Genomic DNA, 23,210 nt, shown 5'->3' on the forward strand with positions numbered 1-23,210 from the left:
CTCAGGTGAGTGCCGGCTCGCGCTCTTGCATGCGGCTGAGCGCCTCGTCGCGGGTTTGCGCCGCAAGAGCGTCGTTCGTGGCCTGAAGTCGGATGAGTTCTGCCTCCAGATCACGGATGCGCTGCTGCAGGCGGCGCATCTCCGAGACCATACGAGGGTCAGGACCGCCGACGTGGCCGAGTAGAGCCTTCGCCATGGTAAAGGGTCCTCCACGCTGAGTGACCAGACTGGTTCGCGCACTTCTTATTCCGCGGGAGGGGTGCGCGTGGTACCTAACAAGAGTCGCACCGGCAGTGTGGGCGGTCAAGTCGAACAAACCGCTGCGCCCTACTGATGGGCACTCCCGACATACAACTATACCCTATTTGGGCGGTTAGACAAAAGCGGCTACCTCTCTACAAAACCACCCAAACTACCTCGGGGTTCGCTCCAACGTTCCACTACTCCATCGACCCTGCCCGGCGTGTCGCAACCTCTGAGCAGCTCCAGCAGCTTGACGCAGCTCGCGTGAGGGCCCTCCGCGACGACCTCGACCCGGCCGTCGTCGGTGTTGCGCGCCCACCCGGTGAGGCCCAGCTCCAGTGCCCTGGCACGGGTCCACCAACGGAAACCGACACCCTGGACCCTCCCCCGGACCCAAGCCGTCAACCTGGCGTTTTCCTGATTTTCCGTCATCTTTCCCCTCCCCCTCAGGCGGTCCTCAGGCGACCAGCGCGTCCTTCCCGGAGCGACGCCCAACCGTCCGCCGCCGTCACGAACGCCCTGACCGCGGCGCTCTCCGCCGTCCTGACCCAGGCCAAACCCAAGATCGACGGCATCAGCCCGCTGACCGGGACGAAGCTTACGTCGGCCCGCTCGTGGACTTCCGCGGTGGGGGCGCACAAAAGTATTCCTCCCCGTCCCAAGGCCACCTGTGTCAAGCCCTCCTGGATGGTGGCGACCGCGCCGGCCCGGGGTATCGGACGACCGGAAGGCGTCACGGAGGGTGCCGTACGCTCGCCCCACCAGCGCGGCGCCGGCCCCGCCAGGCCGATCAGCGGCACCCCGGCCAGCTCCTCCGCCGCGACGGCCGCCCGCCCCGCCAGCGGATGGCCGGCCGGGAGCCCGAGCCGATAGGAGACCCTGTTCAGCGCCGGCCCCGTGGCGAGGTCGGGCTCGTCCACCGGCAGCAGGGTGAACACGACGTCCACCTCGCCGGCGCGCAGCCGGGTGAAGGGGTCGGCGAGCGGGATCTCCATCAACTCGGCCACGCTGCCGGGATGACGGCGCTCGAAGGCCCGTACGCTGCCCGTCACGACCTCCGTGGGCGTCGCGAGGAAGCCGACCCGCACCACCTCCGTCACGGCCCGCGCGGCGGCCCTGGCGCGGCTCACGGCGCCCGTCACGCCGTCGTAGGCGGGTCTCAGGTCGGCCAGGAACCGCTCGCCGAGCGGCGTGAGGCGCACCCGACGGCTCGTCCGGTCGAACAGCCGGCCGCCGATCCTGGTCTCCAGCGCGCGCAGGAGCTGGCTGACCCGGGCGGGTGACAGGTAGAGGCGTTCGGCCGTACGGGCGAAGTGCAGCTCCTCGCTGAGCACCAGGAAGCACTCCAGCTCCCTGAAGTCCATGTCCGCCTCCCGTGGATCGTTCAGCCTGACTGAACCAAGCCTTCGGACTTCGCCGTTGTTCCCGTCCCGGGGCCGGAAGAAGGCTGAGGGGCATGACGACAACCCTTGACGCGTCCTCCGTACGGGCGCGCCCGCTCGCCGTGGCCTCGGTCGCCCTCGGCACCTTCACGCTCGTGACCAGCGAGATGCTTCCCGTCGGCCTGCTCACCCCGATCGCCGCGGACCTCGGGGTCTCGCCGGGGACGGCGGGTCTCACCATGACCGCGCCGGGGTTGGTGGCCGCCGTCGCCGCGCCGGCGCTGGCCGTGGCCGCCCGCCGGGCCGACCGCAGGACCCTGCTGATCGGGCTGATGGCGCTGCTGGCCGTGGCGGATCTCGCGGCGGCGCTGGCACCCGGCTACGCGGTCATGCTGGCGGCCCGGGTGGCGACCGGGGTGAGCATCGGCGGGTTCTGGGCGTTCGCGGCCGGGCTCGGGGCGCGGCTGGTGCCCGAGCGGCAGGTCGGGCGGGCCACGTCGGTCATTCTGGGCGGGGTGTCGGTGGCGTCGGTGCTGGGGGTGCCCGCGGCGGCGCTGGTGTCCTCCTCGGCCGGGTGGCGGGCGGCCTTCGCCGCCATGGGCGTCCTGGCCCTGGCCCTGCTCGTCCTGTTCGCCGTCACCCTCCCGGCCCTGCCCGCCGCCGCGCCGGACGCCGGGACGGGGGCGGGGTTCCGGATGTCGCGGGCGCTCGCCCTCGTGCTCGTGCTGACCGTGCTCATCGTCGGCGGCCACTTCGCCGCCTACACCTATCTGCGGCCGTTCTTGGAGCAGGTCGCGCAGGCCGGCCCCGGCCTGGTCGGCGCCGCCCTCCTGCTGTACGGCGCCGCCGGCGTGGCCGGCAACTTCGTGGCCGGTGCCCGCGCGGCCAGGAGCCCCCGGGCCGTCCTCGTCGTGCTGGCCGCCCTCATCGCCCTGGCCACGGCCGCCCTGGCGCTCGCCGCCCCGCCCCTCGTCGCGCTCGTCGTGTGGGGGCTCGGCTACGGCGGCGTCGGCGTGGCGCTGCAACTCTGGATCATGCGCTCCGGCGGCGGCGAGATGGGGACCGCGCTGTTCGTGAGCGCGTTCAACCTGTCGATCGCGCTCGGCGCCCTGGTGGGCGGCCGGGTGGTGGACGGGGTGTCGATCGCCGCCGCGATGTGGCCGGCCGTCGTGCTCAGCCTGCTGGCCGCTGCCGCCGCTGGCATCTGGGGCAGGAGTAGGACGAGCGGTTCATGAACGCCTCCCGCCTGATCGCCGCGCCGCACCGGGAGCAGGGCAGGTCGCGCCGCCCGTAGACCTCCAGCGAGCGCTCGAAGTAGCCGCTCTCGCCGTTGACGTCGACGTACAGGCTGTCGAAGGACGTGCCGCCCTGCCGCAGCGCGGCGGCCATGACGGTGCGGACCGCCGCCAGCAGCTCGGCGATCTTCGGCTTGCTGAGCGTCTGCGTCGGGCGGGCCCAGTGCAGCCGGGAGATCCAGAGGGCCTCGTCGGCGTAGATGTTGCCGACGCCGCTGATCAGCGACTGGTCCAGCAGGGCCCGCTTGACCTCGGTGCGCCTGGCGCGCAGCCGCCGGGCGAACTCCTCGTCGTCGAAGGCCGGCTCGAACGGGTCGGGCGCGATGTGCATGATCGGCTCGGGCACCCCGTCCACCAGGGCGGTGAGCATGACGTGCCCGAACGTACGCTGATCGACGAAGCGCAGGTCGGGGCCGCCGTCCTCGAAGCGGAGGCGGACCCGCAGGTGCTTCTCCGGCGGCGCCTGCGGATCGACGACCAGGAGCTGGCCGCTCATGCCCAGATGCGCCAGCAGCGCCTCCTGGGCGCCCGACAGCGGCAGCCACAGATATTTGCCGCGGCGCTCGGCCGACAGCACCGTGCGGCCCTTCAGCCGGGCCGCGAACTCGTCGGCGCCAGGCGCGTGCCGCCGGACGGCACGGGGGTGCAGCACCTCGGCGTCGGCGATCTCACGGCCGACCACCCACTGGGCGAGGCCGCGCCTGACGACCTCGACCTCCGGCAACTCCGGCACAGGGACTCCGCTCCTCGCGCGGGTCAGCCCGCGGCGGGCTGGCTCTCGCGCTGCTTCTCGCGCTCGTCGCGGCGGGCCCTGATGCGGGTCCACGCCGCCTCGGCCGCCTGCTGCTCGGCCTCTTTCTTGCTGCGGCCGGTGCCCGACCCGTAGGACTCGCCGCCGACCCGCACCATGGCGGTGAACGACTTCGCGTGGTCGGGCCCGCTCTCCTCGACGTGGTACTCGGGCACGCCGAGCGCCTCGGAGGCGGTGAGCTCCTGCAGCGAGGTCTTCCAGTCGAGCCCGGCGCCCAGCGACGCCGAGCGCACGATCAGCGGGTCGAACAGCAGGTGGACCACGCGGAACGCCTCGCCGAGCCCTTTGTCGACGTAGATGGCGCCGATCAGGGCCTCCAGCGTGTCGGCCAGGATCGAGGACTTGTCGCGCCCGCCGGTGCCCTCCTCGCCCCTGCCGAGCCGCAGGAAGCGGCCGAGACCGAGGTTGCGGGCCACGTCGGCCAGCGCGCGCATGTTGACGACGGCCGCCCGCAGTTTGGCGAGCTGGCCCTCGGGCAGATCGGGGTGGTTGCGGTAGAGGGTGTCGGTGACCACCAGGCCGAGCACCGAGTCGCCGAGGAACTCCAGGCGCTCGTTGGTCGGCAGGCCGCCGTTCTCGTACGCGTAGGAGCGGTGCGTCAGCGCCCGCTCCAGAATGTCGTGGTCGAGCCCGACCGACAGAACCCGCTCAAGTTCGTCCCTGGCGACCTCGACGGCCACGGGCTTAGGACCTGCGCCCACGTGCTTCCTCCTCGGACATCTTCCTATGGCGATGGCGCGCCGACTGGCGGGAAGATGCCCGAAAACGTGGTGGGCGTCGGGGTGATCGCGTTGGCCCCGGCGTCCACCACGGCCGCGGGCGAACCGCCGCCGCACGCATCTGAGACGGTAACGCCGACCGAGGCACAATGGCACTCGGTCGGCATCACGTCAACTGCTGACGAGAAACCTGCCGCGTGACTGTCGCCACGCTTTCAACCAAGCACGAAAGGCGGCGGCGGTCCATCCGGCAGAGGTCCGGTCGTGCCGGCGGATCAGGCGGACGGCTCGATGACCTGACGGCGGTTGTAGGTGCCGCAGGTGGGGCACGCGATGTGCGGCTGCTTCGGCGAACGGCACTGCGGGCAGCTCACCAGGGCGACGGCAGTCGTCTTCCACTGGGAGCGACGGGCGCGGGTGTTGCTCCGCGACATCTTTCGCTTCGGGACGGCCACGTCACTTCTCCTGATCGTTATCTTTGTCGGAAATCAGACCTTGCAACGACGCCCAGCGGGCATCGATCACCTCGTGCCGATGGTCGTCGCCGGCCTCGGCCAGCTTGACCCCGCACTCCGCGCAGAGCCCTTCGCAGTCCTCGCGGCACACGGGGCTCAGCGGCAGTGCGAGCACCACCGCGTCGCGGAACGTCGGCTCAAGGTCGAGCAGCTCGCCGTCGAGCAGCGAGTCGTCCTCGGAGGCGTCCTCGTCGGAGTAGAAGAACAGCTCCTGCAGATCGACCTCGATGTCCGAGGACATCGGGTCGAGGCAGCGGGCGCACTCCCCGGCGAGCGGGGCGCGCGCCGTGCCGGACACGAGCACGCCTTCCATCACTGCCTCGAACCGGAGATCCAGCTCGACTTCGGCGTCCTTGGGGACACCGATCATGTCGACGCCGAGGTCTGCCGGTGCCGGGAGCGCCAGGGTCATCTGCCGCATCGTGCCCGGCCGCTTGCCCAGGTCATGAGTGGAGATCACCCACGGGGAGCGGGGGTCGAGGTGCTGAGTCATCCTGATCTCGCTAGGCATGGCGAAGATGCTCGCCGTCGTACAAGGCCGAAATGAAAGGATAGCAGGTCGCGTTCAGCCCCTGAGACGCTCGATGAGGAGCTTGTGCACGAGGTCGGGCACCAGGCCCGACACGTCTCCACCATAACGGGCGATCTCCTTGACCCTGCTGGAGGACAGGAACGAGTACTCGGGGTTGGTCGGCATGAACAGCGTCTCCACCCCCGACAGGCGGTAGTTGAGCTGGGCCATCTGCAGCTCGTAGTCGAAGTCGCTGACCACCCTGATGCCCTTGACGATGGCGGGGATGTCGTTCTGCTTGCAGAAGTCCACGAGCAGGCCGTGGAACTTCCTGACGGTGACGTTCGAGAAATCCTTCGTCACCGTCTGCAGGATCTCGATGCGTTCGTCGACGGTGAACAGGCTGCTCTTCTCGACGTTGATGAGGACCGCCACCGTCACCTCGTCGTACAGGCGAGCCGAACGTCCGATGATGTCGAGATGGCCATTGGTGATGGGGTCGAACGACCCCGGGCAGACAACGCGGCGCAAGACGCCTCCCAGGTCTACGGGTTCCCGGCGGCGCGACCGTACCAAACGGACGCTTCGCCATAACGACGGACCCTCTCCTCAACGTACCCGTCAGGCCACACAAGGGCCTTTCCCCTGCTTTCCCGCTCGAAAGCCACCAACCCCTCCTCGGTCAGCCAGCCGTGGTCCCGCAGCAGCTCAAGCACCGTCGTCACCTCGGCGTCCGGCACCGCGTACGGAGGATCCGCGAAGACGACGTCGAACGGCCCGCCCTCCGGCGGCTTGGCGAGCAGCCGCGTGACCTTGTCAGCCACCACCCGGGCGCCCTCCAGACCCAGCGCGCGGACATTGTCCTTGATCGTCCGCACCGCCTTGGGGTCCGACTCGACCAGCACGGCCTCCGCGGCCCCGCGCGACAGCGCCTCCAGGCCGATCGCCCCGGAGCCGGCGTAGAGGTCGAGGAAGCGGACCTCGTCCAGGCCGTAAAGGGAGCCGAGCGTCAAGAAGATCCCTTCTCTGGCCCTGTCGCTGGTCGGCCTCGTGCCGCGCCCCGGCGGCACCGCCAGCCGCCTGCCACCCGCGCTCCCCGCGATGATCCGAGTCATGTGCCCCATTCTTTCGCATGTTGCCGCAGGTCAAGAGTGGACAAGTGTCTGCCTCGACTGTGCAAGGGTGATTGGTTTCGGCCGGGACGGCACGCATGATGAGTCTGCGGCCTTCAAGATGACCCACATGAAGGCCGACCGGCGTGATCGTGAGCCCTTCCGCACGCCGGTTCCCTCGGCACCTGACCCGAGGGTGGGCCCAGCCGGGGACGGCATTCGGGGGGAGGCCGTCCCCGCGGCTGGGTTTTTTCTTCTTCCGGGCTCTCCGGCTTTCCCGCGCCGCTCGCTCAGGTCTTCTCCAGGTATTCGGCCCGCTCGTCCTGCAGCAGCCGGTCGATCTCGGCCCGCAGCGCCGGGTGGCCGGCGAGATCGGCGTCCCCGGCGAGCAGCGCGGCGGCCTCGTCGCGGGCCGCCGCGATCACGTCCTCGTCGCGCAGGAGCTGCAGCAGCTTCAGCGAGCTGCGCTTGCCCGACTGGGCGGCGCCCAGGACGTCGCCCTCACGGCGCTGCTCCAGGTCGACCCGGGACAGCTCGAAACCGTCGAGCGTGGCCGCCACCGCGTCGAGCCTGGCGCGGGCCGGGGTGCCCGCGGGAAAGTCGGAGACCAGCAGGCACAGGCCGGGCAGGCCGCCCCGGCCCACCCGGCCGCGGAGCTGGTGGAGCTGGGAGACGCCGAAGCGGTCGGCGTCCATGATGATCATCACGGAGGAGTTGGGCACGTCGACGCCGACCTCGATCACCGTGGTCGCGATCAGCACGTCGAGCTCGCCGCGCGAGAACGAGCGCATGATCGCGTCCTTCTCCTCCGGCGGCAGCTTGCCGTGCAGGACGCCCACCCGCAGGTCGTGGAAGGGCCCCTGGGTCAGCAGCTCGGCCACGTCGAGCACGGCCAGCGGCGGGCGCCGCTCGTCGTCGCCCGAGGCCGGCGCCACCTGCAGGTCACCCTCGTCGCCCTCCAGGTCGCCGATGCGCGGGCACACGATGTAGGCCTGCCGCCCCAGCGCCACCTCCTCCCGCACCCGCTCCCAGGTGCGCTCCAGGTAGTGGGGCTTCTCGGCGGCCGGGACGACGTGCGTGGTGATCGGCGCCCGCCCGGACGGGAGCTGCGACAGCGTGGAGACCTCCAGGTCGCCGAAGACCGTCATCGCGACCGTGCGCGGGATCGGCGTGGCCGTCATGACCAGCACGTGCGGCCGGGCGTCACCGGCCTTCTCGCGCAGCGCGTCACGCTGCTCCACCCCGAACCGGTGCTGCTCGTCCACCACCACGAGCCCGAGATCGGCGAACTGCACGTGCTCCTGGAGCAGCGCGTGCGTGCCGACCACGATCCCGGCGTTGCCCGAGGCGGCGTCGAGCAGGGCCGCGCGGCGGGCGGGCGCGCCCATCGAGCCGGTCAGCAGCGTGACCGCCGTGCCACCGAACATGCCGCCCTGCGCGAGGTCGCCCAGCATGGCCGTGATCGAGCGGTGGTGCTGCTGGGCCAGCACCTCGGTGGGCGCCAGCAGCGCGGCCTGGCCGCCCGCGTCGACGACCTGGAGCATCGCGCGCAGCGCCACCACGGTCTTGCCCGCGCCCACCTCGCCCTGGAGCAGGCGGTGCATCGGATGCTCGCGGGCCAGATCGTCCGCGATCTCCTCGCCGACCGCGGCCTGCCCCTCCGTCAGCGCGAACGGCAACCGCCCGTCGAACGAGGCCAGCAGGCCGTCCGCGCGCCGCGGCCGGGGCCGCGCGGGCCAGGCGGTGGCCGCCTGGCGGCGCTGCAGCAGCACCGCCTGGAGCACGAACGCCTCGTCGAACTTCAGCCGCTGCCGCGCCCGCCCCATCTCGGCGAAGTCCTTCGGCCGGTGGATGCCCGCCAGCGCCTCGGCCAGCGGCTGCAGCTTGTGCCGGGCCCGAAGCTCGGCCGGCAGCGGGTCGTCGAGCGGGCCGAGCGTGTCGAGCACGACGCCGATCGCCCGCCGGATGGCCCACGGCGTGAGGTCCTTGCCCGCCGGATAGATCGGCACCGGCGCGGCGGCGAACTCCGCCGCGCCGTCCTCGTCCTCCTCCTCGAACAGCTCGAACTCCGGATGCGCGAGCTGCCAGCGCGGCCGGCCGCGCGCCCCGAACAGCCCCACCTTGCCGGCGAACATGCCGCGCCGCCCCGGCTTGAGCCGCGACTCGGCCGCGTGGGAGCCCTTGCCGAAGAACGACAGGTAGATCTTGTCGCCGCTGCCGTCGGCGACCTCGACCTCCAGCCAGGTGCCGCCCCGGTTGCGCATCGGCTTGCGCATCAGCCGGGTCACCTCGCCGACCACCGTGACGTGCTCGTCCACCTCGAGGTCGGCGAGCGAGGTCAGCTCGCCGCGCTCGGCGTAGCGGCGCGGGTAGTGGCGCAGCAGGTCGCCGACCGTCTCCAGGCCGAGCACGCTGTGCAGCAGCTTGGCGGTCTTCGGGTCGAGCGCCTTCGTCAGAGGCTCGTCGAAACGGCTCACGGCATTAAGTTCTACCGCCTGCGGCCGACAGGAATCCCGCCATCCCCCGGCGCGTCACTCGACTCCGATCAGCAGGGGGTAGCCGCCCTGGCCGCCCTCGTACACGGCGAGGTCGACGTCCGGCCGCGTGACCCGCAGGTGCTCCTCCACGCACTCGGCCAGCTCCGGCGGGGCGCCGGCGCCCGTGATCAGGGTGACCAGCTCGCCGCCGCCCGCCACCAGGCGGTCCACGACCAGCGCCGCCACCTGCTCCAGCGCGACGCCGATCATCGCCACGTCGCCCTCGATGAAGCCGAGCACGTCGCCGGGACGGCACACCCCGGCGCTGGTGAACGCCTCCTCGCGGGCCACCGTCACGTGCCCGCAGCGGGTCTGGCCGGCCGCGTCCGCCATCGCCACCACGTCGTCGCCGAAGCGGCGCAGCGGATCGTGCACGGCCAGCGCGGCGAGGCCCTGCACGGTCGCCCGCGTGGGCAGCACGCTGACCACCTGCCCGTCCTCACGGGCGATCTCGGCCGCCGCGGCGGCCACGTCGCCGACGCCCTCGTCGTTGGGCAGGACCACGACCTCGCTGCCCGCCTGGCGGATCGCCGCCAGCAGGGCGGGCAGGGGCGGCCTCGTACCGGGCTCGCGGCGCACCACGACGGCGCCGCACTCCTCGAACAGCGCGGCGATGCCGTCGCCCGCGGCCACGGCCACCACGCCACGGCCCGCCTCGGGGTGGCGGGCGCGCTCGGCCAGGTAGGTGATCCGGATCCGGTGCGGCCGTCCCGCCCGCATCCCCGCCTCGACGGCGGGCCCGGCCTCGGCCACGTGGACGTGCACGTTCCAGAGTCCGTCGCCGCCGACCACGACCAGCGAGTCGCCCATCGCGTCCAGCTCCGCGCGCAGCGCCGCCACGGCCCCGTCGTCGGCGTCCAGCAGGTACATCACCTCGTATCCGGCCCCGGCCTCCGTCATCGGCCTGAGCCTCGCGGCCGGGGCCGGGACGTCGTAGCGCCCGTCGTAGGAGCCGGTCACGACCGCGGCCAGGGTCTCCAGCACGATCGCCGCCCCGGCGCCGCCCGCGTCCACGACGCCGCTGCGGGCCAGCACGTCGAGCTGGCGCGGGGTGCGCCCGAGCGCCGCCCTGGCCTCGCCAGCCGCGCACCGCGCCACCTCGGCCAGGTCGCCGTCCAGCTCACGTACGGCCAGCGCGGCCGACTCCAGCACGCTCAGCACCGTGCCCTCCACGGGCCGCGCCACGGCCTCCCTGGCCAGCACGGCGGCCCGGTGCAGCGCGGCCCGCAGGTCATGGCCGTCCTTCAGCACCTCGGCCAGGCCGCGCAGGGCCTGGCTGACGATCACGCCGGAGTTGCCCCGCGCGCCCACCAGGGCACCGTACGACAGGGTCTGCCACACCACGGCGACGTCCACGTCGTCGGGCAGGGACTCGACGGCCTCGGCCGCGGACAGCAGGGTCAGGTGCAGGTTGGTGCCGGTGTCGCCGTCGGCCACCGGGAACACGTTGAGCGCGTCGATGTCCGTCCTGGCCCGGCCGAGCGCGTCGGCCGCCAGCCGCGCCCAGCGACGCACCGCGGGCGGGTCGAGGATCTCCATCCGGCGCCTCCGTGCTCCCGCGTGCGCTACCGTTGTCGATGGAGAATATCTCCGTGCCGGGCTGATCGAGTCTCGGCCCGTGCTCCAGTTCGCGCCCAGCGGTATGGATCGGATATTCTCGTCTGGCTGGCCGGTTGTCCCGGCATGCCCTCCGCCCGGAAAGCATCAGCGGACAGGGCTACATCGACTGTTTTAAGGAGCGATACCGTGGCTTCCGTCTGCGATGTCTGCCGCAAGGGGCCGACCTTCGGTAACAACGTGTCCCACTCCCACCGCCGCACCCGCCGTCGTTGGAACCCCAACATCCAGACGGTGCGCGCGGTCGTCGGCGGCACGCCGAAGAAGCTGAACGTGTGCACCTCGTGCATCAAGGCGGGCAAAGTCACCCGCTAGGTTCTTCCACGCGCGAAGGCCCGCCTGCTCTTCACGAGCAGCGGGCCTTTGTCATGCCCGCGGCCGGGCCCGCCGTCGGCCGGCTTTGACCGCCGTCGGCCGGCTTTGACCGCCGTCGGCCGGCTTTGAGCGCCGTCGGCCGCCTTTGACCGCCGTCGGGCCCGCGGGATCCGGCGGGTCAGCGCCAGCGCCAGGCGTGGTCCACGGGGCCGATGCCCGCGCCCAGGGGGAAGCCGTGGGCGATGGCGCCGGTCACGTACTCCTTGGCCGCCCGCACCGCCTCCGGCACGTCGTCGCCCAGCGCGAGGCGGGAGGCGATGGCCGAGGCCAGCGTGCAGCCGGTGCCGTGGGTGTGGCGGTTGTCGTGGCGCTCGGCGGCGAAGCGGTGCTCCTCGGAGCCGTCGGTCAGCAGGTCCACCGGCGCGCCCGGCAGGTGGCCGCCCTTGATCAGCGCCCATTCGGGACCCAGCGCGAGAACGGCGTCGGCCGCGCGGCGCAGGCCGTCCTCGTCCTCGACCTTGACCGAGGTGAGCTGCTCGACCTCCCACAGGTTCGGCGTCGCCACCGTGGCCACCGGGAGCAGCCGGGTGCGCATCGTCTCCACGGCCTCCTCCGCGAGCAGCGAATCGCCGTGCTTGGACACCCCGACGGGATCGACGACGACCGGCGCGCCGTACCGGCCGAGGATCTCGGCGACCACCTCGACCAGGACGGGCGAGGCCAGCATGCCCGTCTTGACCGCCTGGGTGCCGATGTCGCCGAGCACCGAGTCGAGCTGCGCGCGTACGGCCTCGGGCGGCAGCTCCCAGTAGCCCTGGACGCCGAGCGAGTTCTGGGCGGTCACCGCCGCGATGACGCTCATGCCGTGGACGCCCATGGCCATCATGGTCTTCAGGTCGGCCTGGATGCCCGCGCCTCCCCCGGAGTCGGAGCCGGCGACGGTGAGCACGCGTGGAGGGGTCGAAACCGTCATGTCCCCCATCCAACCATTTGACCCGGTCAGGTGACGGAGCACTCCCCGCTGACCATGCCGCAGGTCTCCGCCCGCTCACCCTTCCCAGTCGCGGTGAACGTGACCTTCGCCTCGTCGCCGGCCGCCAGGGTGCTCTGCACGTCCAGGATCAGCAGGTCTCCGTCCTGCGTCCAGGTCGCGCCGCTCACGCTCAGCACCCGGCCCTCGACCGGCACCGAGAGCGTGGGAGCGGCCAGCGCCCGCGCCGAGGTGTTCGCGACCGTGAGGCTCGCCGAGTAGGTGCCGACACGCTGCTTGATCGTCTGCTGGACGTTGACCGAGCCGCCGCTCGCACCGCCCTGCCCGAACGGGCCAGGCCGGCCGGTGTCCACCGGAGTCGGCTGCGAGGGTGCCTCGGTCGCGCCGCCGTCCGAGGCGGGCTCGGGGTCCGGGTTGGGGGTGAGCGTGTCGCTCTCCTCCGCGCCCGTCGGCTCCTCCGTCACCTGCTTGGTGGGCTGCGCGGACGCCTTCACCCTGGTCCTGGTGGGCTTCGGCGTGGGCGTGCTGGTGCGGCGGGGGGCGCGGGCGACGTACGAGGCGGTGGGCGTCGGACGGCCGGACGGGGTGGCCTTCTCCTCGTCCGCCGCGGGCTCCTCCTCGGGCTCGCTCTCCTCTTCCTCCACCGGCGGGTCGGCCACGGCGGGGCCGGGATCGGCCGGGCTCTTCTGTACGGCCGCGCAGGTCGCGCCCTCGCACTTGGCCGGGTCGCCGGAGCTCATCAGCTTCACGCCCGCCACCGTGCCGCCGAGCACCACGGCCACGGCGGCGACGGACAGCAGCGCCACACGGCCCTTGCCGCCGCCGGACGACGGCGGGGCGGTCAGGTCGTCGTCGCGCCCCCTGCCCCGGCCACGGCCACGGCCCCGCCCACTGTCGATGTCGCTGTCGCCGCTGTTGTCCTGGTCGCGGTCGGCCTTGCGGCGGCCGCGGCGGCCCTTGGGCTCCTCCGGGTCGTCGAGGTCGTCGAGACCGGAGTCGGCGGACCAGCCGGAGGCGAGGAAACCGGTCTCGGCCTCCGCCCACGCCGGGGTCCGGACCGCCGCCGTGGGCTCGCCGGCCACCTTGATGTCTCCGGGCATGGGCGGGCCCGCGGGGGGCGCGTCGAACCTGGCGGTACGGTCGGCCGGGCCGTCGAACGCGCCTCCGGCCTGCCCTTCCTGCTCACCGAAGAACCCCTCACCGCGCATCGGCCGCCCAAAGGGGCCGGTCCCGGTGGGCTGGTCGAAGGGGCCGGGGCCACCGGCCTGGTCGAAGGGGCCGGTGCCGCCGGGGCGGTCGAAGGGGCCGGCGCCGGTAGGGCCGGTGGGGGCGCCGAACGGGCCGGGGCGGAAGGGGTCGCCGCTCGGGGCGTCATGAGGGCCCGACGGGCCGGACGGGCCGGGGAACGCGGCGGTGCGCTCGGCGGGGGCGTCGAAGAAGCCGCCACCGGGGCGAGGACCGTCGCCACGTCCAGGCGCCTGGTCGAACGGCCCCGGCACGTCGAAGTCACCCGTGGCGGGCCCGGCGAACGAACCGGCCCCACCCGGAGGCCGCGAACCGCCGGCGGGATCGCCGGGGCCCGTGGGGGTGCCAGGAGAGGGAGCGTCCCAGTCCGTGGGGCGGACGAAGGCGCCCGTCACCTCGAAGGGGCCGGCCTGGTCGCCAGGGGGCGGCGGGAAGGCACTCGCGGGTCCGCCGGCGGAGTCGGTGGGCAGCGCGAAAGCTCCGGTGACCTCGTAAGGCTCGGACCCCGGCCCGCGCGGCGGCTCGCCCTCGCGGCGCCGCATCGGGGCCCACTGCCCCGTGACCTCGGGCCGGTCCGGCAGGGACGGCCAGCCTGGCGGCTCGGCCTCCTCGTCAGGACCCCAGAATGCGCTGCTGCTCCCCCGATCTTCCCCGTCGTCGGATCCACCTGTGCCGTGGCGGCCCATGGCTGCCCTTTCTGCCGGTTACAGTTGGCCGCCAATCTTCATAACACCTTTGCTACGTCGTTGTCACAGCAATCCCACTAGTCGTACCCCAAAACGGGTAAATATCCCAAAAATCGGGACAGATCATTACCGAAAGTGATCCCAGCCGCCACGGCCCATTTCTCGCCCGTACACGAGAATCCCCTCACCCTCGACCACCCGCCCCACGACCTGCCACGTCGCCGGCAACCGCACCCCTGCGGGAAAAACCGCCGCGAGCGCGTGATCCTCGCCACCCGTGAGCACCCATTCGAGCGGATCGGCCGCCAGTTCCTTGGCCGCCGCCAGCACCGGCTCGCCCACCGCGAACGCCTGCGGATCCAGCTCGATCCGCACCCCGCTCGCCGCGGCGACGTGACCGAGGTCCTGCAGCAGCCCGTCGCTGACGTCCAGCATCGCGCTCGCGCCCAGCTCGGCGGCGCGCGGCCCCTCCTGGTAAGGCGGGCAGGGCCGCCGGTGCGCCGCGACCGCCCGTTCCAGCGCGTCGGTACGGGCCGGCACACCGGCGTCGAGCAGCGCGAGCCCGGCCGCCGCGTGCCCGAGCCGCCCCGCCACCGCCACGACCTGCCCCGGCCGGGCGCCGTCCCGCCGGACGGCGGCCCGCCCGCCCAGGTCGCCCAGCGCGGTGACCCCGAGGACCACCAGGTCGCACCGGGTCACGTCGCCTCCCGCCACGCTCGCGCCGACGACCGCGCACTCGTCGCGGAAACCGTCGGTCAGCCCGTCCAGCCAGGTCACGGGCAGGTCGGCGGGGATGCCGAGGCCGATCACCAGCGCGGTGGGGACGGCGCCCATGGCGGCGACGTCGGCGAGGTTCTGGGCGGCGGCCTTGCGTCCCACGTCGTACGGGCTGGACCAGTCGCGCCGGAAGTGCCTGCCCTCCAGCAGCAGATCGGTGGAGACCACCACCCGCCCGTCGGGGGCGGCGACGAGCGCCGCGTCGTCCCCAGGCCCCAGCATTACCGCCGCTCCTTGGGGCAGACGGCCGGTAATACGATTTACCACGCCGAATTCGCCGAGATCCCCGACTGTGATGACGCACCTCCTGACGCACACAGGGTACGGTGGCCCTTCGGCGTGATCCAATCGCCCGGGAGGACGTGATGGTGCAGGCCTACATCCTTATTCAGACCGAGGTCGGCAAGGCCGCCGCAGTGGCCGCGGAGATCTCCGGGATCCCCGGTGTCACGCAGGCGGAGGACGTGACCGGTCCCTACGATGTGATCGTCCGCGCGGAGGCCCGCAACGTGGACGAGCTGGGCAAGCTGGTGGTGGCCCAGATTCAGGCGGTGGAGGGCATCACGCGTACGCTGACGTGTCCGATCGTCCACATCTGAGCCGTCCAGTTCCGAAGGTAGTCGTCGCATGCGTGCCGCCACCGTCCTGCTCGTTCTCCTAGCGCTCGCCGGTTGCGGCGGCACCGTCCAGGTGGAGCCGCCGGTGCCCGCGGGCCCGGCGGTCGCCGCCTGCGACAGGCTGGCCACGCTGCTGCCCGCCTCGCTCGACGGTGCCGAGCGTGGCACGTCCGAGCCGAGCTCGCCGTACGTCGCCGTCTGGGGGGACGGCGCGATCGCGCTGCGCTGCGGCGTGCCCAGGCCGGCGCGGATGGCGCCGACGGACCAGCTCCAGGAGATCAACGGCGTCGGCTGGTTCGCCGACCCCGACCGGCCCGCGTTGTACACCGCCGTGACGGACGCCGCGTACGTCGAGGTCACGATCGGCGGCGGTCACTCGCCCGGCGACGTGCTCGCCGAGCTGTCGGGCCCGGTGGGCCGGATGGCGGGATGACGCTCATCGCAGCCCGGCCGGCCGGTTGAGCGCGAGCTGGATGAGCCGGTCCACCAGCTCCGCGTACGGCACCTCGGTGGCGGCCCAGAGCTGCGGCGCCACCGACAGCGAGGTGAAGCCCGGCATGGTGTTGATCTCGTTGAGTATCAGCCGGCCATCGGGCGTGTAGAAGAAGTCGACCCGCGAGAGCCCTTCGCAGTCGAGCGCCTCGAACGCCCGCACCGCGAGGGCCCGCAGCTCCTCGGCCGTCTCGTCGGGGATGTCGGCGGGCACGGTGAGCGACATCTGGTCGGGGTAGTACTTGGCCTCGAAGTCGAAGAACTCCTGCCCGCCCTCGACCTTGACCTCGCCGGGCACGGACGCGGCGGCCGGCTCGTCGCCGGGCGACTCCAGCACCGCGCACTCGATCTCGCGGCCCTCGATGGCGGCCTCGATGAGCACCTTGGGGTCGTGCTGCCGGGCGAACTCCACGGCCTGTTCGAGCTGGGCCCGGTCGCCGGCCTTGGAGATGCCCTGGGAGGAGCCGGCCCGCGCGGGCTTGACGAAGACCGGGTAGCCGAGCTGCTCCTCGGCCTCCTTGAGCACCAGCTCGCGGTTGAGCCGCCAGTCACGGTCGCGTACGGCGACGAACCTGCCGGTGGGCAGCCCGGCGGCGGCGAGTACGGTCTTCATGTACGCCTTGTCCATGCCGACGGCGCTGGCCAGCACGCCGGAGCCGACGTAGCGCACCCCGGCCATCTCCAGGAGGCCCTGGATGGTGCCGTCCTCGGCGAACGGCCCGTGCATCACGGGGAACACCACGTCGACCGTCCCGAGCTCGACGGGGATGGCGCCGGGGTCGTAGGCCACGAGGGAGTTGTCGCCGGAGGGCAGCGCGAGCGCCGCCCCCGAGGTGTCGACGACCGGCAGCTCGCCCTCCTCGATGGCGAACCGCTGGTCGGACGCGGCCAGCACCCACCTGCCGTCCTGGGCGATCCCGATCGGGATCACCTCGTACTTGCTCCTGTCGATCGCGTCGAGCACGCTGCCCGCGCCCATCAGGGACACGGCGTGCTCGGAATTGCGACCTCCGAAAACGACGGCGACGCGTGGCTTGCTCATGGTGTCCGAATCTACCGGGGTGTCCCCTGAACAGCGAGTCAGCCCCGGTGCACGGCGTGCCCGGTCACACGCCGTACCGCTCGGGTTTGGGCGAGCGCGACATGAGCAGCATGCCGGCCTCGGCCGGCGACACGCCGTCGTGCACCACCCCGACCACGACCTCGGTGATCGGCATCTCGACGTCGTGCTTGCGGGCGAGCGCCAGCACCGACTCGCAGGACTTGACGCCCTCGGCGGTCTGCCTGGTGGCGGCGACCACCTCGGCGAGGGTCATGCCGCGCCCGAGGTTCTCGCCGAAGGTGCGGTTGCGCGACAGCGGCGAGTTGCAGGTGGCGACGAGGTCGCCCATGCCGGCGAGCCCGGCGAAGGTGTGCGGGTCGGCGCCCAGGGCCGCGCCGAGCCGCTGCATCTCGGCCAGTCCGCGGGTGATGAGCATGGCGCTGACGTTGTCGCCCATGCCCATGCCGGCCGAGACGCCGACGGCGAGCGCGATGACGTTCTTGACCGCGCCCCCCAGCTCGACGCCGACGACGTCGGGGTTGGTGTAGGGGCGGAACCACGGCGGCAGGTGGCAGATCGCCTGCAGCCGCTCGGCGACGGACTCGTCGGCGCAGGCCACGACGGTGGCGGCGGGCTGGCGCTGGGCGATCTCCTTGGCCAGGTTGGGGCCGGAGACGACGGCCACCCGCTCCTCCGGCACCTCGGCCACCTCGCGGATCACCTCGCTCATCCGCTTGGTGGTGCCGAGCTCGATGCCCTTCATGAGGCTGACCAGCACCGCCCCGCGCGGGATGTGCTCGCGCCAGGCGGCCAGGTTGGGCCGCAGGGTCTGCGACGGCACGCACAGCACCACGAAGTCGGCGCCGTCCAGGGCCCGCTCGGGGTCGGTGGTGGCGCGCAGCGTGGGCGGCAGGGGGATGCCGGGGAGGTAGTCGGTGTTCTCGTGGGTGCGCTCGATGGCCTCCATCTGCTCGGGCCTGCGCCCCCACAGCGTGACCTCGTTGCCCGCCTCCGCGAGGATCATCGCGAACGTGGTGCCCCACGAGCCAGGGCCGAACACGGCGACTCTCGTCATGCGGTCACCGCCCGGCGGGGTCGTAGGGGGCCTTGGGGGCCTTCTCGCCGCGCAGCTCGGCGAGCTGCTCGGTGATCGCCGCCATGATGTCGGCCGTGGCCTCGCGCAGGACGTCGCCGTGCGGCGGCCTGTCCGCGTATTTGGACAGGTCGACCGGCGGGCCCACCGACACGTGGAAGGTCTTGCGGGGGAAGATCCGCGGCTTCTTCTCGCCGTACGGCAGCAGCTCGTGCGCCCCCCAGTGGGCGATCGGGATGACCTGGGCGCCGCTCTCCAGCGCCAGCCGGGCCGCGCCCGTCTTGCCCACCATCGGCCAGAGGGCGGGGTCACGGGTGCAGGTGCCCTCGGGATAGAACAGGATCGCGCAGCCGTCCTGGAGCCGTTCTGAGGAGATCCGCAGCGAGCGCGCGGCCTCGGCGCTGCCGCGTTCGACGGGGATGGCCAGCAGCCCGATCAGGGCCTGGCGGAGCAGGGGGACGCGGAACAGCGCGGACTTGGCGAGGACGACCGGCCAGCGCCCGTTGTTGAAGAGGAAGTGCCCGAGCAGGACGGGGTCCGTCCAGGAGAGGTGGTTGGCCACGATGATGATGCCGCCGGTGCGCGGGAGGCGCTCGCCGTGCCGCCAGTCCCGCTTGACCAGGAACCGCGAGAGTGGTTTCACGACGACGACTGCCAGGGTCTCCCAGAAACGCGACGGTCGCGTGCGGCGGCTCATGGACTCCTCCTCGGGTATGCGCCCCAAGTCTCCCGGTTGCCCGCCGAGGATGTCGAGGCGCGATGCTTAAGGGTATGAGCTTCCGGTGGTCCCTGGTCATTCCGGTCAAGACGCTGGTCGCCGCGAAGACCCGGCTGGCCGACGCGACGGGACCGCACCGCACGAGGTTCGCCGTGGCGGTGGCGAGCGACACCGTGTCGGCGGCGTTGTCCTGCCCGGCGGTGGCACGGGTGATCGTGGTGACCGCCGATCCCGCGGCGGCGGGTCCGCTCGCGACGCTGGGCGCCGAGGTGGTGCCCGACCCCGACCGCGGGCTGAACACCGCCCTGCGCACGGGCGCCGCGCACGCCGTGGCGGTCGCGCCGGGCGAGGCGGTGGGGGCGCTGCAGGCCGACCTGCCGGCGCTGCGGCCGGCCGAGCTGGCGACGGCGCTGGAGGCGGCGGCCGAGTTCGACCAGGCGTTCGTGCCCGACGCGCTCGACGTCGGCACCACGTTCTACGGGGTACGGCCGGGGACGCCGTTCACGCCGCGCTTCGGCGGGGAGTCGCGGGCCAGGCACCTGGCGGGCGGCGCGAAGGAGCTGTGCGTGCCGGGCATCGACTCGGTCCGGCGCGACGTGGACACCCCGGCCGACCTGGCGGCGGCGATCGCGCTGGGGCTGGGGCCGCACACGGCGGCGCTGGTCGCCGAGCTGTGGCCGGGCTCCGGGACCTGACCGCTCGCCGCGCCCCTGGCGGACGGATTACGCTGGTGGCGTGCAGGGCACCGTACGCAGCTTCGACGAGGCCACCAGGTCCGGCACGGTCTTCCTGGACGACGGGACCGTGCTGGAGTTCGACGCCCCCGCCTTCGACGCGGGCCCGCTGCGGCTGCTGCGCACCGGCCAGCGGGTCAACCTGGCGCTGACCGGGGGGCGGATCACCTACGTCACGCTGTCCACGTTCCCGCTGCCCTAACGCCCGTCCTCCCCCGCAACGCGCGACGCCCGGGCGAGGAGCCCGGGCGTGACGGTCCGCTGACGATCGGCCGCGGCTACTTCTTCTTGCCGCTCTTCTTGCCGCCCTCGTTCACGAGGTCCTTGAACTCCGAACCGGGGCGGAACTTGGGAGCCCAGCTCTCCGCGACGTTGATCTCGGCACCCGTCGACGGGTTCCTGGCCGTGCGCGCCGGCTTGTTCACCATCTCGAACGCGCCGAAGCCCGTGATCGAGACCTTGTCGCCGCTCGCCACGGCCTTCTGGATGGTGTCGATGACCGCGTTCACGGCCTCGGTGGCCGTCCTCTTGTCGCCCACCCGGTCCGAAATGGCCTCGACGAGTTCTCGCTTGTTCATGAAAGTCCTGCTCCCCCAGTTATGGTCAGGGTTCCAGCACACGAGTTCGACGTAGAAACCCCTTACGCGAGTCGAAAGTAGGCGGGATCGCGGGGGAACTCAATCACCGACGGTATTTTCGTCATTACGTGGCGTGTCGAGCGCGGACAGGAACGCCTCCAGACGGGCCGCCGCCCGCTCGGGGTCGCGCTTGGCGAGATCGCAGATCGCGAGATAGCGGCGGGCCAGCCGCGCCTTGTCCACGGCGGGATCGGAGGCGGGCAGCAGGCGGACGCGGCGGTGCGCCTCGCGCAACCGCCGCGCCAGTTCGTCGTCCTCTAGACGGTCGTCGGCAGCCATGGCTGCCGACCATTCTCGTACGTCGCGATGTCCTCGGCGTGACGCAGGGTCAGTCCGATGTCGTCCAGGCCCTCCATCAGCCGCCAGCGGGTGTAGTCGTCGATCTCGAACGCGACGACCTCGTCCGCCCAGCGGACCTGGCGTTCGCCCAGGTCAACGGTGATCTCCAGCTTGGGGTCCGCCTCGACGGCGGCCTGCAGGGCCTCGACCTTGTCGCCGGGCAGGACGACCGGCAGCAGGCCCATCTTGGTGGAGTTGTTGCGGAAGATGTCGCCGAAGCGGGCGGCGATCACGGCGCGGAACCCGTACTGCTGCAGGGCCCACACCGCGTGCTCGCGGGAGGAGCCGGTGCCGAAGTCGGGGCCGGAGACGAGGATCGAGCCGCCCTCGTAGGCGGGGTCGTTGAGCACGAACGTGGGGTCCTCGCGCCAGGCGGCGAACAGGCCCTTCTCGAAGCCGGTGCGGCTGACCTGCTTGAGCCAGACGGCCGGGATGATCTGGTCGGTGTCGACGTTGCTGCGGCGCAGCGGCACCGCCGTACCGGTGTGGGTGGTGAAGGCTTCCATCGGTCGTGACTCCTTACAGGTCGGCGGGGGCGGTCAGGCGGCCGGTGACCGCGGTCGCGGCGGCGACCTGCGGCGACACCAGGTGGGTGCGGCCGCCCTTGCCCTGGCGGCCCTCGAAGTTGCGGTTGGAGGTCGAGGCGCTGCGCTCGCCCGGCTGGAGCGTGTCGGGGTTCATGCCGAGGCACATCGAGCAGCCGGCCTCGCGCCACTCGGCGCCGGCGGCCTTGAACACCTCGTGCAGGCCCTCCTGCTCGGCCTGGAGCTTGACCATCATCGAGCCGGGCACGATGAGCGTGCGGGTCTTGACCTGGCGGCCCTTGAGGATCTCGGCGGCCGAGCGCAGGTCCTCGATGCGGCCGTTGGTGCACGAGCCGACGAAGACGGTGTCGACCTCGATCTCGCGCAGCGGCGTGCCGGCGGACAGGCCCATGTACTCAAGCGCCCGCTCGGCGGCGGCCCGCGCGACCGGGTCGGCGAAGGACTCGGGGCTGGGGACGGTCTCGCCCAGCGGCAGGCCCTGGCCGGGGTTGGTGCCCCACGTGACGTACGGGGTCAGCGTCGTCGCGTCGATCTCCACGACCTGGTCGAAGACGGCGTCGTCGTCGGTGCGCAGCGACTTCCAGTAGGCGACGGCCTGGTCCCACGCCTCGCCCTCGGGCGCGTGCGGGCGGCCCTTGAGGTAGGCGAACGTGGTCTCGTCGGGGGCGATCATGCCCGCCCGCGCGCCGGCCTCGATCGACATGTTGCAGACGGTCATGCGGCCCTCCATGGAGAGCTTGCGCACGGCCTCGCCGCGGTACTCGATGATGTGGCCCTGGCCGCCGCCGGTGCCGATCTTGGCGATGATGGCCAGGATCAGGTCCTTGGCGGTGACGCCGGCCGGCAGCTCGCCGTTGACCTCGACGGCCATCGTCTTGGGCCGGTAGGCGGGCAGCGTCTGGGTGGCGAGCACGTGCTCGACCTCGGAGGTGCCGATGCCGAAGGCGATGCCGCCGAACGCGCCGTGCGTGGAGGTGTGCGAGTCGCCGCAGACGATCGTCATGCCCGGCTGGGTCAGGCCGAACTGCGGGCCGATGATGTGCACCACGCCCTGCCCGGCGTCGCCCATCGGGTGCAGCCGGACGCCGAACTCGGCGGCGTTCTTGCGCAGCGTCTCGACCTGCGTCTTGGACACGGGGTCGGAGATCGGGCCGAGCACCGTCGGCACGTTGTGGTCCTCGGTGGCGATGGTGAGGTCGGGGCGGCGCACCTTGCGGCCGGCGAGGCGGAGCCCGTCGAACGCCTGCGGGCTGGTCACCTCGTGGATGAGGTGCAGGTCGATGTAGAGCAGGTCAGGTTCGCCCTCGGCACGCCTGACGACGTGCTGCTCCCAGACCTTCTCGGCCAGTGTGCGGCCCATGATCTCCTCCTGTGTCTTCGCGATGCTCCGTCGCATCGCCCGCTCGAGGCCCGCCCCCGTCCGCCGCCCGGGTCCCGGCGCATCTTTGCGGGAGTTTGCCTCCGACTTGCCTTCTCATATGTCGAGACTGCAGTATCGGTACATGGACAACTCTAGCGGAGTCGGAGTACTCGACAAGGCCGTTCTTGTACTCAATGCCCTAGAAGCGGGCCCCGCTTCCCTGGCGCAGCTCGTCCAGGCCACCGGCCTGGCCCGGCCCACGGCCCACCGTCTGGCCGTCGCACTGGAGCACCACCGCATCGTCAGCCGGGACACACAGGGCCGTTTCGTGCTGGGACCGCGGCTGTCGGAGTTGTCCACCGCCGCCGGCGAGGACCGGCTGCTCGCCGTGGCCTCACCCGTGCTCATGCAGCTCAGGGACCTGACCGGGGAGAGTGCGCAACTTTACCGCCGCCAGGGCGATGAGCGGGTCTGCGTGGCCGCGGCCGAGCGCGCCAGCGGCCTGCGCGACACCGTCCCGGTGGGCTCGGCGCTGCCCATGACGGCCGGCTCGGCGGCCCAGATACTGCTCGCCTGGGAGGAGCCCGACCGGCTGCACCGCGGCCTGCGCGGCGCCAAGTTCACCGCGGCGACCCTGGCCTCCGTACGGCGGCGCGGCTGGGCCCACAGCGTCGGCGAGCGCGAGCAGGGCGTGGCGAGCGTCTCCGCCCCCATCAGGGGCAGCGGCGGCAAGGTGATCGCGGCGGTGTCGGTCTCCGGCCCCATCGAACGGCTCACCCGGGCGCCCGGCCGGCTGCACGCGGTGCCGGTCATGGCCGCCGCCGAGCGGATCACCGAGGCCATGCGGCGCACGTCATGATCAGCAAAAGGATGTAT

Annotated in this window: 28 protein-coding genes; 7 read left to right on the forward strand and 21 right to left on the reverse strand. The window is 72.3% G+C overall.

From position 1 onward, the window contains the following. Position 1: 1 nt before the first annotated feature. From BMW85_RS07120 to BMW85_RS07130, 3 genes are all read right to left on the reverse strand, one after another. A complete protein-coding gene (locus BMW85_RS07120; RefSeq protein ID WP_090938435.1) occupies positions 2-196 on the reverse strand; it encodes a hypothetical protein in 195 nt (64 codons plus the stop codon). Between the two features lie 191 nt (positions 197-387). Further along, a complete protein-coding gene (locus BMW85_RS07125; protein ID WP_091078375.1) occupies positions 388-675 on the reverse strand; it encodes an acylphosphatase in 288 nt (95 codons plus the stop codon). Positions 676-689: 14 nt separating this feature from the next. Further along, positions 690-1,607: a LysR family transcriptional regulator gene (locus BMW85_RS07130; protein ID WP_091078378.1), complete on the reverse strand. Its 918-nt coding sequence runs from the start codon at positions 1,605-1,607 to the stop codon at positions 690-692. A gap of 92 nt (positions 1,608-1,699) precedes the next feature. Here BMW85_RS07130 and BMW85_RS07135 point away from each other — a divergent pair, with 92 nt between their 5' ends. Then, entirely contained in the window at positions 1,700-2,860 is a 1,161-nt protein-coding gene (locus tag BMW85_RS07135) for an MFS transporter (RefSeq protein WP_218155693.1), read from the forward strand. On the opposite strand, the gene mutM is transcribed toward BMW85_RS07135, so the two are convergent. From mutM to BMW85_RS07175, 8 genes are all read right to left on the reverse strand, one after another. Continuing rightward, positions 2,799-3,653: a bifunctional DNA-formamidopyrimidine glycosylase/DNA-(apurinic or apyrimidinic site) lyase gene (gene mutM, locus BMW85_RS07140; RefSeq protein WP_091078383.1), complete on the reverse strand. Its 855-nt coding sequence runs from the start codon at positions 3,651-3,653 to the stop codon at positions 2,799-2,801. The two genes, BMW85_RS07135 and mutM, sit on opposite strands and share 62 nt — an antisense overlap. A gap of 23 nt (positions 3,654-3,676) precedes the next feature. Then, entirely contained in the window at positions 3,677-4,411 is a 735-nt protein-coding gene (gene rnc / locus BMW85_RS07145; protein WP_020543958.1) for a ribonuclease III, read from the reverse strand. Between the two features lie 314 nt (positions 4,412-4,725). Then, positions 4,726-4,905 (reverse strand): 50S ribosomal protein L32, encoded by a 180-nt coding sequence (gene rpmF / locus BMW85_RS07150; RefSeq protein WP_033409409.1) that lies wholly within the window; start codon positions 4,903-4,905, stop codon positions 4,726-4,728. A gap of 1 nt (position 4,906) precedes the next feature. Further along, positions 4,907-5,458: a YceD family protein gene (locus BMW85_RS07155; RefSeq protein WP_218155694.1), complete on the reverse strand. Its 552-nt coding sequence runs from the start codon at positions 5,456-5,458 to the stop codon at positions 4,907-4,909. A 72-nt stretch (positions 5,459-5,530) separates the two neighbouring features. Next, the gene (gene coaD / locus BMW85_RS07160) at positions 5,531-6,007 is read right to left on the reverse strand and encodes a pantetheine-phosphate adenylyltransferase (RefSeq protein ID WP_026214482.1); all 477 of its coding nucleotides are present in this window, start codon (positions 6,005-6,007) and stop codon (positions 5,531-5,533) included. Positions 6,008-6,021: 14 nt separating this feature from the next. Next, complete coding sequence (gene rsmD / locus BMW85_RS07165) at positions 6,022-6,591, reverse strand: 16S rRNA (guanine(966)-N(2))-methyltransferase RsmD (RefSeq protein WP_091078960.1); 570 nt, start codon at positions 6,589-6,591, stop codon at positions 6,022-6,024. 287 nt (positions 6,592-6,878) lie between these two features. Beyond that, positions 6,879-9,065 carry an ATP-dependent DNA helicase RecG gene (gene recG / locus BMW85_RS07170; protein WP_091078387.1) on the reverse strand — a complete coding sequence of 729 codons (2,187 nt, stop codon included), beginning with the start codon at positions 9,063-9,065 and terminating at the stop codon, positions 6,879-6,881. A gap of 54 nt (positions 9,066-9,119) precedes the next feature. Beyond that, entirely contained in the window at positions 9,120-10,664 is a 1,545-nt protein-coding gene (locus tag BMW85_RS07175) for a DAK2 domain-containing protein (protein WP_091078390.1), read from the reverse strand. A gap of 207 nt (positions 10,665-10,871) precedes the next feature. On the opposite strand from BMW85_RS07175, the gene rpmB reads away from it, so the two are divergent. Continuing rightward, complete coding sequence (gene rpmB / locus BMW85_RS07180; RefSeq protein ID WP_043618345.1) at positions 10,872-11,057, forward strand: 50S ribosomal protein L28; 186 nt, start codon at positions 10,872-10,874, stop codon at positions 11,055-11,057. A 178-nt stretch (positions 11,058-11,235) separates the two neighbouring features. On the opposite strand, the gene thiD is transcribed toward rpmB, so the two are convergent. The 3 genes from thiD to BMW85_RS07195 all read right to left on the reverse strand — a co-directional run bounded on the left by thiD (position 11,236) and on the right by BMW85_RS07195 (position 15,074). Further along, positions 11,236-12,039: a bifunctional hydroxymethylpyrimidine kinase/phosphomethylpyrimidine kinase gene (gene thiD / locus BMW85_RS07185; protein ID WP_091078393.1), complete on the reverse strand. Its 804-nt coding sequence runs from the start codon at positions 12,037-12,039 to the stop codon at positions 11,236-11,238. Positions 12,040-12,056: 17 nt separating this feature from the next. Next, positions 12,057-13,835: a flagellar basal body-associated FliL family protein gene (locus BMW85_RS07190; RefSeq protein WP_091078396.1), complete on the reverse strand. Its 1,779-nt coding sequence runs from the start codon at positions 13,833-13,835 to the stop codon at positions 12,057-12,059. Between the two features lie 270 nt (positions 13,836-14,105). Further along, a complete protein-coding gene (locus BMW85_RS07195) occupies positions 14,106-15,074 on the reverse strand; it encodes a thiamine-phosphate kinase (protein WP_091078398.1) in 969 nt (322 codons plus the stop codon). Between the two features lie 47 nt (positions 15,075-15,121). Here BMW85_RS07195 and BMW85_RS07200 point away from each other — a divergent pair, with 47 nt between their 5' ends. Together BMW85_RS07200 and BMW85_RS07205 are read left to right on the forward strand one after the other, a co-directional pair. Then, complete coding sequence (locus BMW85_RS07200; RefSeq protein WP_020543967.1) at positions 15,122-15,355, forward strand: Lrp/AsnC family transcriptional regulator; 234 nt, start codon at positions 15,122-15,124, stop codon at positions 15,353-15,355. A gap of 28 nt (positions 15,356-15,383) precedes the next feature. Then, the gene (locus BMW85_RS07205; RefSeq protein WP_091078401.1) at positions 15,384-15,806 is read left to right on the forward strand and encodes a DUF3515 domain-containing protein; all 423 of its coding nucleotides are present in this window, start codon (positions 15,384-15,386) and stop codon (positions 15,804-15,806) included. A gap of 3 nt (positions 15,807-15,809) precedes the next feature. On the opposite strand, the gene BMW85_RS07210 is transcribed toward BMW85_RS07205, so the two are convergent. The 3 genes from BMW85_RS07210 to BMW85_RS07220 form a co-directional block, all read right to left on the reverse strand. Then, entirely contained in the window at positions 15,810-16,907 is a 1,098-nt protein-coding gene (locus tag BMW85_RS07210; protein WP_091078403.1) for a D-alanine--D-alanine ligase family protein, read from the reverse strand. 64 nt (positions 16,908-16,971) lie between these two features. After that, positions 16,972-17,982 carry an NAD(P)H-dependent glycerol-3-phosphate dehydrogenase gene (locus BMW85_RS07215; RefSeq protein ID WP_091078405.1) on the reverse strand — a complete coding sequence of 337 codons (1,011 nt, stop codon included), beginning with the start codon at positions 17,980-17,982 and terminating at the stop codon, positions 16,972-16,974. A gap of 4 nt (positions 17,983-17,986) precedes the next feature. Then, on the reverse strand, positions 17,987-18,697 hold the full coding sequence (locus tag BMW85_RS07220; RefSeq protein WP_091078408.1) for a lysophospholipid acyltransferase family protein: 711 nt from the start codon (positions 18,695-18,697) through the stop codon (positions 17,987-17,989). Between the two features lie 74 nt (positions 18,698-18,771). Between BMW85_RS07220 and cofC the strand changes: the two genes are divergently transcribed. Together cofC and BMW85_RS07230 are read left to right on the forward strand one after the other, a co-directional pair. Then, entirely contained in the window at positions 18,772-19,413 is a 642-nt protein-coding gene (cofC, locus tag BMW85_RS07225) for a 2-phospho-L-lactate guanylyltransferase (protein WP_091078411.1), read from the forward strand. A 40-nt stretch (positions 19,414-19,453) separates the two neighbouring features. Then, positions 19,454-19,654, forward strand: coding sequence for a hypothetical protein (locus BMW85_RS07230; RefSeq protein ID WP_091078414.1), 201 nt, complete (start codon positions 19,454-19,456; stop codon positions 19,652-19,654). A 76-nt stretch (positions 19,655-19,730) separates the two neighbouring features. On the opposite strand, the gene BMW85_RS07235 is transcribed toward BMW85_RS07230, so the two are convergent. The 4 genes from BMW85_RS07235 to leuC all read right to left on the reverse strand — a co-directional run bounded on the left by BMW85_RS07235 (position 19,731) and on the right by leuC (position 22,334). Then, entirely contained in the window at positions 19,731-20,030 is a 300-nt protein-coding gene (locus tag BMW85_RS07235) for an HU family DNA-binding protein (protein ID WP_020543974.1), read from the reverse strand. Between the two features lie 99 nt (positions 20,031-20,129). Beyond that, positions 20,130-20,369, reverse strand: a complete 240-nt coding sequence (locus BMW85_RS07240) for an SCO5555 family protein (RefSeq protein ID WP_091078416.1) — start codon at positions 20,367-20,369, stop codon at positions 20,130-20,132. Next, positions 20,348-20,935, reverse strand: a complete 588-nt coding sequence (gene leuD / locus BMW85_RS07245; protein ID WP_091078418.1) for a 3-isopropylmalate dehydratase small subunit — start codon at positions 20,933-20,935, stop codon at positions 20,348-20,350. Before leuD ends, BMW85_RS07240 begins: the two co-directional genes overlap by 22 nt. A gap of 13 nt (positions 20,936-20,948) precedes the next feature. Beyond that, on the reverse strand, positions 20,949-22,334 hold the full coding sequence (leuC, locus tag BMW85_RS07250) for a 3-isopropylmalate dehydratase large subunit (RefSeq protein ID WP_091078421.1): 1,386 nt from the start codon (positions 22,332-22,334) through the stop codon (positions 20,949-20,951). Between the two features lie 142 nt (positions 22,335-22,476). Here leuC and BMW85_RS07255 point away from each other — a divergent pair, with 142 nt between their 5' ends. Continuing rightward, positions 22,477-23,193: an IclR family transcriptional regulator gene (locus BMW85_RS07255; protein WP_020543978.1), complete on the forward strand. Its 717-nt coding sequence runs from the start codon at positions 22,477-22,479 to the stop codon at positions 23,191-23,193. The last annotated feature ends 17 nt before the right edge of the window (positions 23,194-23,210 follow it).

It is taken from the genome of Nonomuraea wenchangensis (assembly GCF_900111685.1).
GTDB classification, from domain to species: Bacteria; Actinomycetota; Actinomycetes; order Streptosporangiales; family Streptosporangiaceae; genus Nonomuraea; species Nonomuraea wenchangensis.

Bases quoted from the DNA above. Each gene is read 5' to 3' on its own strand.
- BMW85_RS07120 (WP_090938435.1), bottom strand. From the start codon at position 196: ATGGCGAAGGCTCTACTCGGCCACGTCGGCGGTCCTGACCCTCGTATG.
- BMW85_RS07125 (WP_091078375.1), bottom strand. From the start codon at position 675: ATGACGGAAAATCAGGAAAACGCCAGGTTGACGGCTTGGGTCCGGGGG.
- BMW85_RS07130 (WP_091078378.1), bottom strand. From the start codon at position 1,607: ATGGACTTCAGGGAGCTGGAGTGCTTCCTGGTGCTCAGCGAGGAGCTG.
- BMW85_RS07135 (WP_218155693.1), top strand. From the start codon at position 1,700: ATGACGACAACCCTTGACGCGTCCTCCGTACGGGCGCGCCCGCTCGCC.
- BMW85_RS07155 (WP_218155694.1), bottom strand. From the start codon at position 5,458: ATGACTCAGCACCTCGACCCCCGCTCCCCGTGGGTGATCTCCACTCAT.
- rsmD (WP_091078960.1), bottom strand. From the start codon at position 6,591: ATGACTCGGATCATCGCGGGGAGCGCGGGTGGCAGGCGGCTGGCGGTG.
- BMW85_RS07175 (WP_091078390.1), bottom strand. From the start codon at position 10,664: ATGGAGATCCTCGACCCGCCCGCGGTGCGTCGCTGGGCGCGGCTGGCG.
- thiD (WP_091078393.1), bottom strand. From the start codon at position 12,039: ATGGGGGACATGACGGTTTCGACCCCTCCACGCGTGCTCACCGTCGCC.
- BMW85_RS07190 (WP_091078396.1), bottom strand. From the start codon at position 13,835: ATGCGGCGCCGCGAGGGCGAGCCGCCGCGCGGGCCGGGGTCCGAGCCT.
- BMW85_RS07200 (WP_020543967.1), top strand. From the start codon at position 15,122: ATGGTGCAGGCCTACATCCTTATTCAGACCGAGGTCGGCAAGGCCGCC.
- BMW85_RS07205 (WP_091078401.1), top strand. From the start codon at position 15,384: ATGCGTGCCGCCACCGTCCTGCTCGTTCTCCTAGCGCTCGCCGGTTGC.
- BMW85_RS07210 (WP_091078403.1), bottom strand. From the start codon at position 16,907: ATGAGCAAGCCACGCGTCGCCGTCGTTTTCGGAGGTCGCAATTCCGAG.
- BMW85_RS07215 (WP_091078405.1), bottom strand. From the start codon at position 17,982: ATGACGAGAGTCGCCGTGTTCGGCCCTGGCTCGTGGGGCACCACGTTC.
- BMW85_RS07220 (WP_091078408.1), bottom strand. From the start codon at position 18,697: ATGAGCCGCCGCACGCGACCGTCGCGTTTCTGGGAGACCCTGGCAGTC.
- cofC (WP_091078411.1), top strand. From the start codon at position 18,772: ATGAGCTTCCGGTGGTCCCTGGTCATTCCGGTCAAGACGCTGGTCGCC.
- BMW85_RS07235 (WP_020543974.1), bottom strand. From the start codon at position 20,030: ATGAACAAGCGAGAACTCGTCGAGGCCATTTCGGACCGGGTGGGCGAC.
- BMW85_RS07240 (WP_091078416.1), bottom strand. From the start codon at position 20,369: ATGGCTGCCGACGACCGTCTAGAGGACGACGAACTGGCGCGGCGGTTG.
- leuD (WP_091078418.1), bottom strand. From the start codon at position 20,935: ATGGAAGCCTTCACCACCCACACCGGTACGGCGGTGCCGCTGCGCCGC.
- leuC (WP_091078421.1), bottom strand. From the start codon at position 22,334: ATGGGCCGCACACTGGCCGAGAAGGTCTGGGAGCAGCACGTCGTCAGG.
- BMW85_RS07255 (WP_020543978.1), top strand. From the start codon at position 22,477: ATGGACAACTCTAGCGGAGTCGGAGTACTCGACAAGGCCGTTCTTGTA.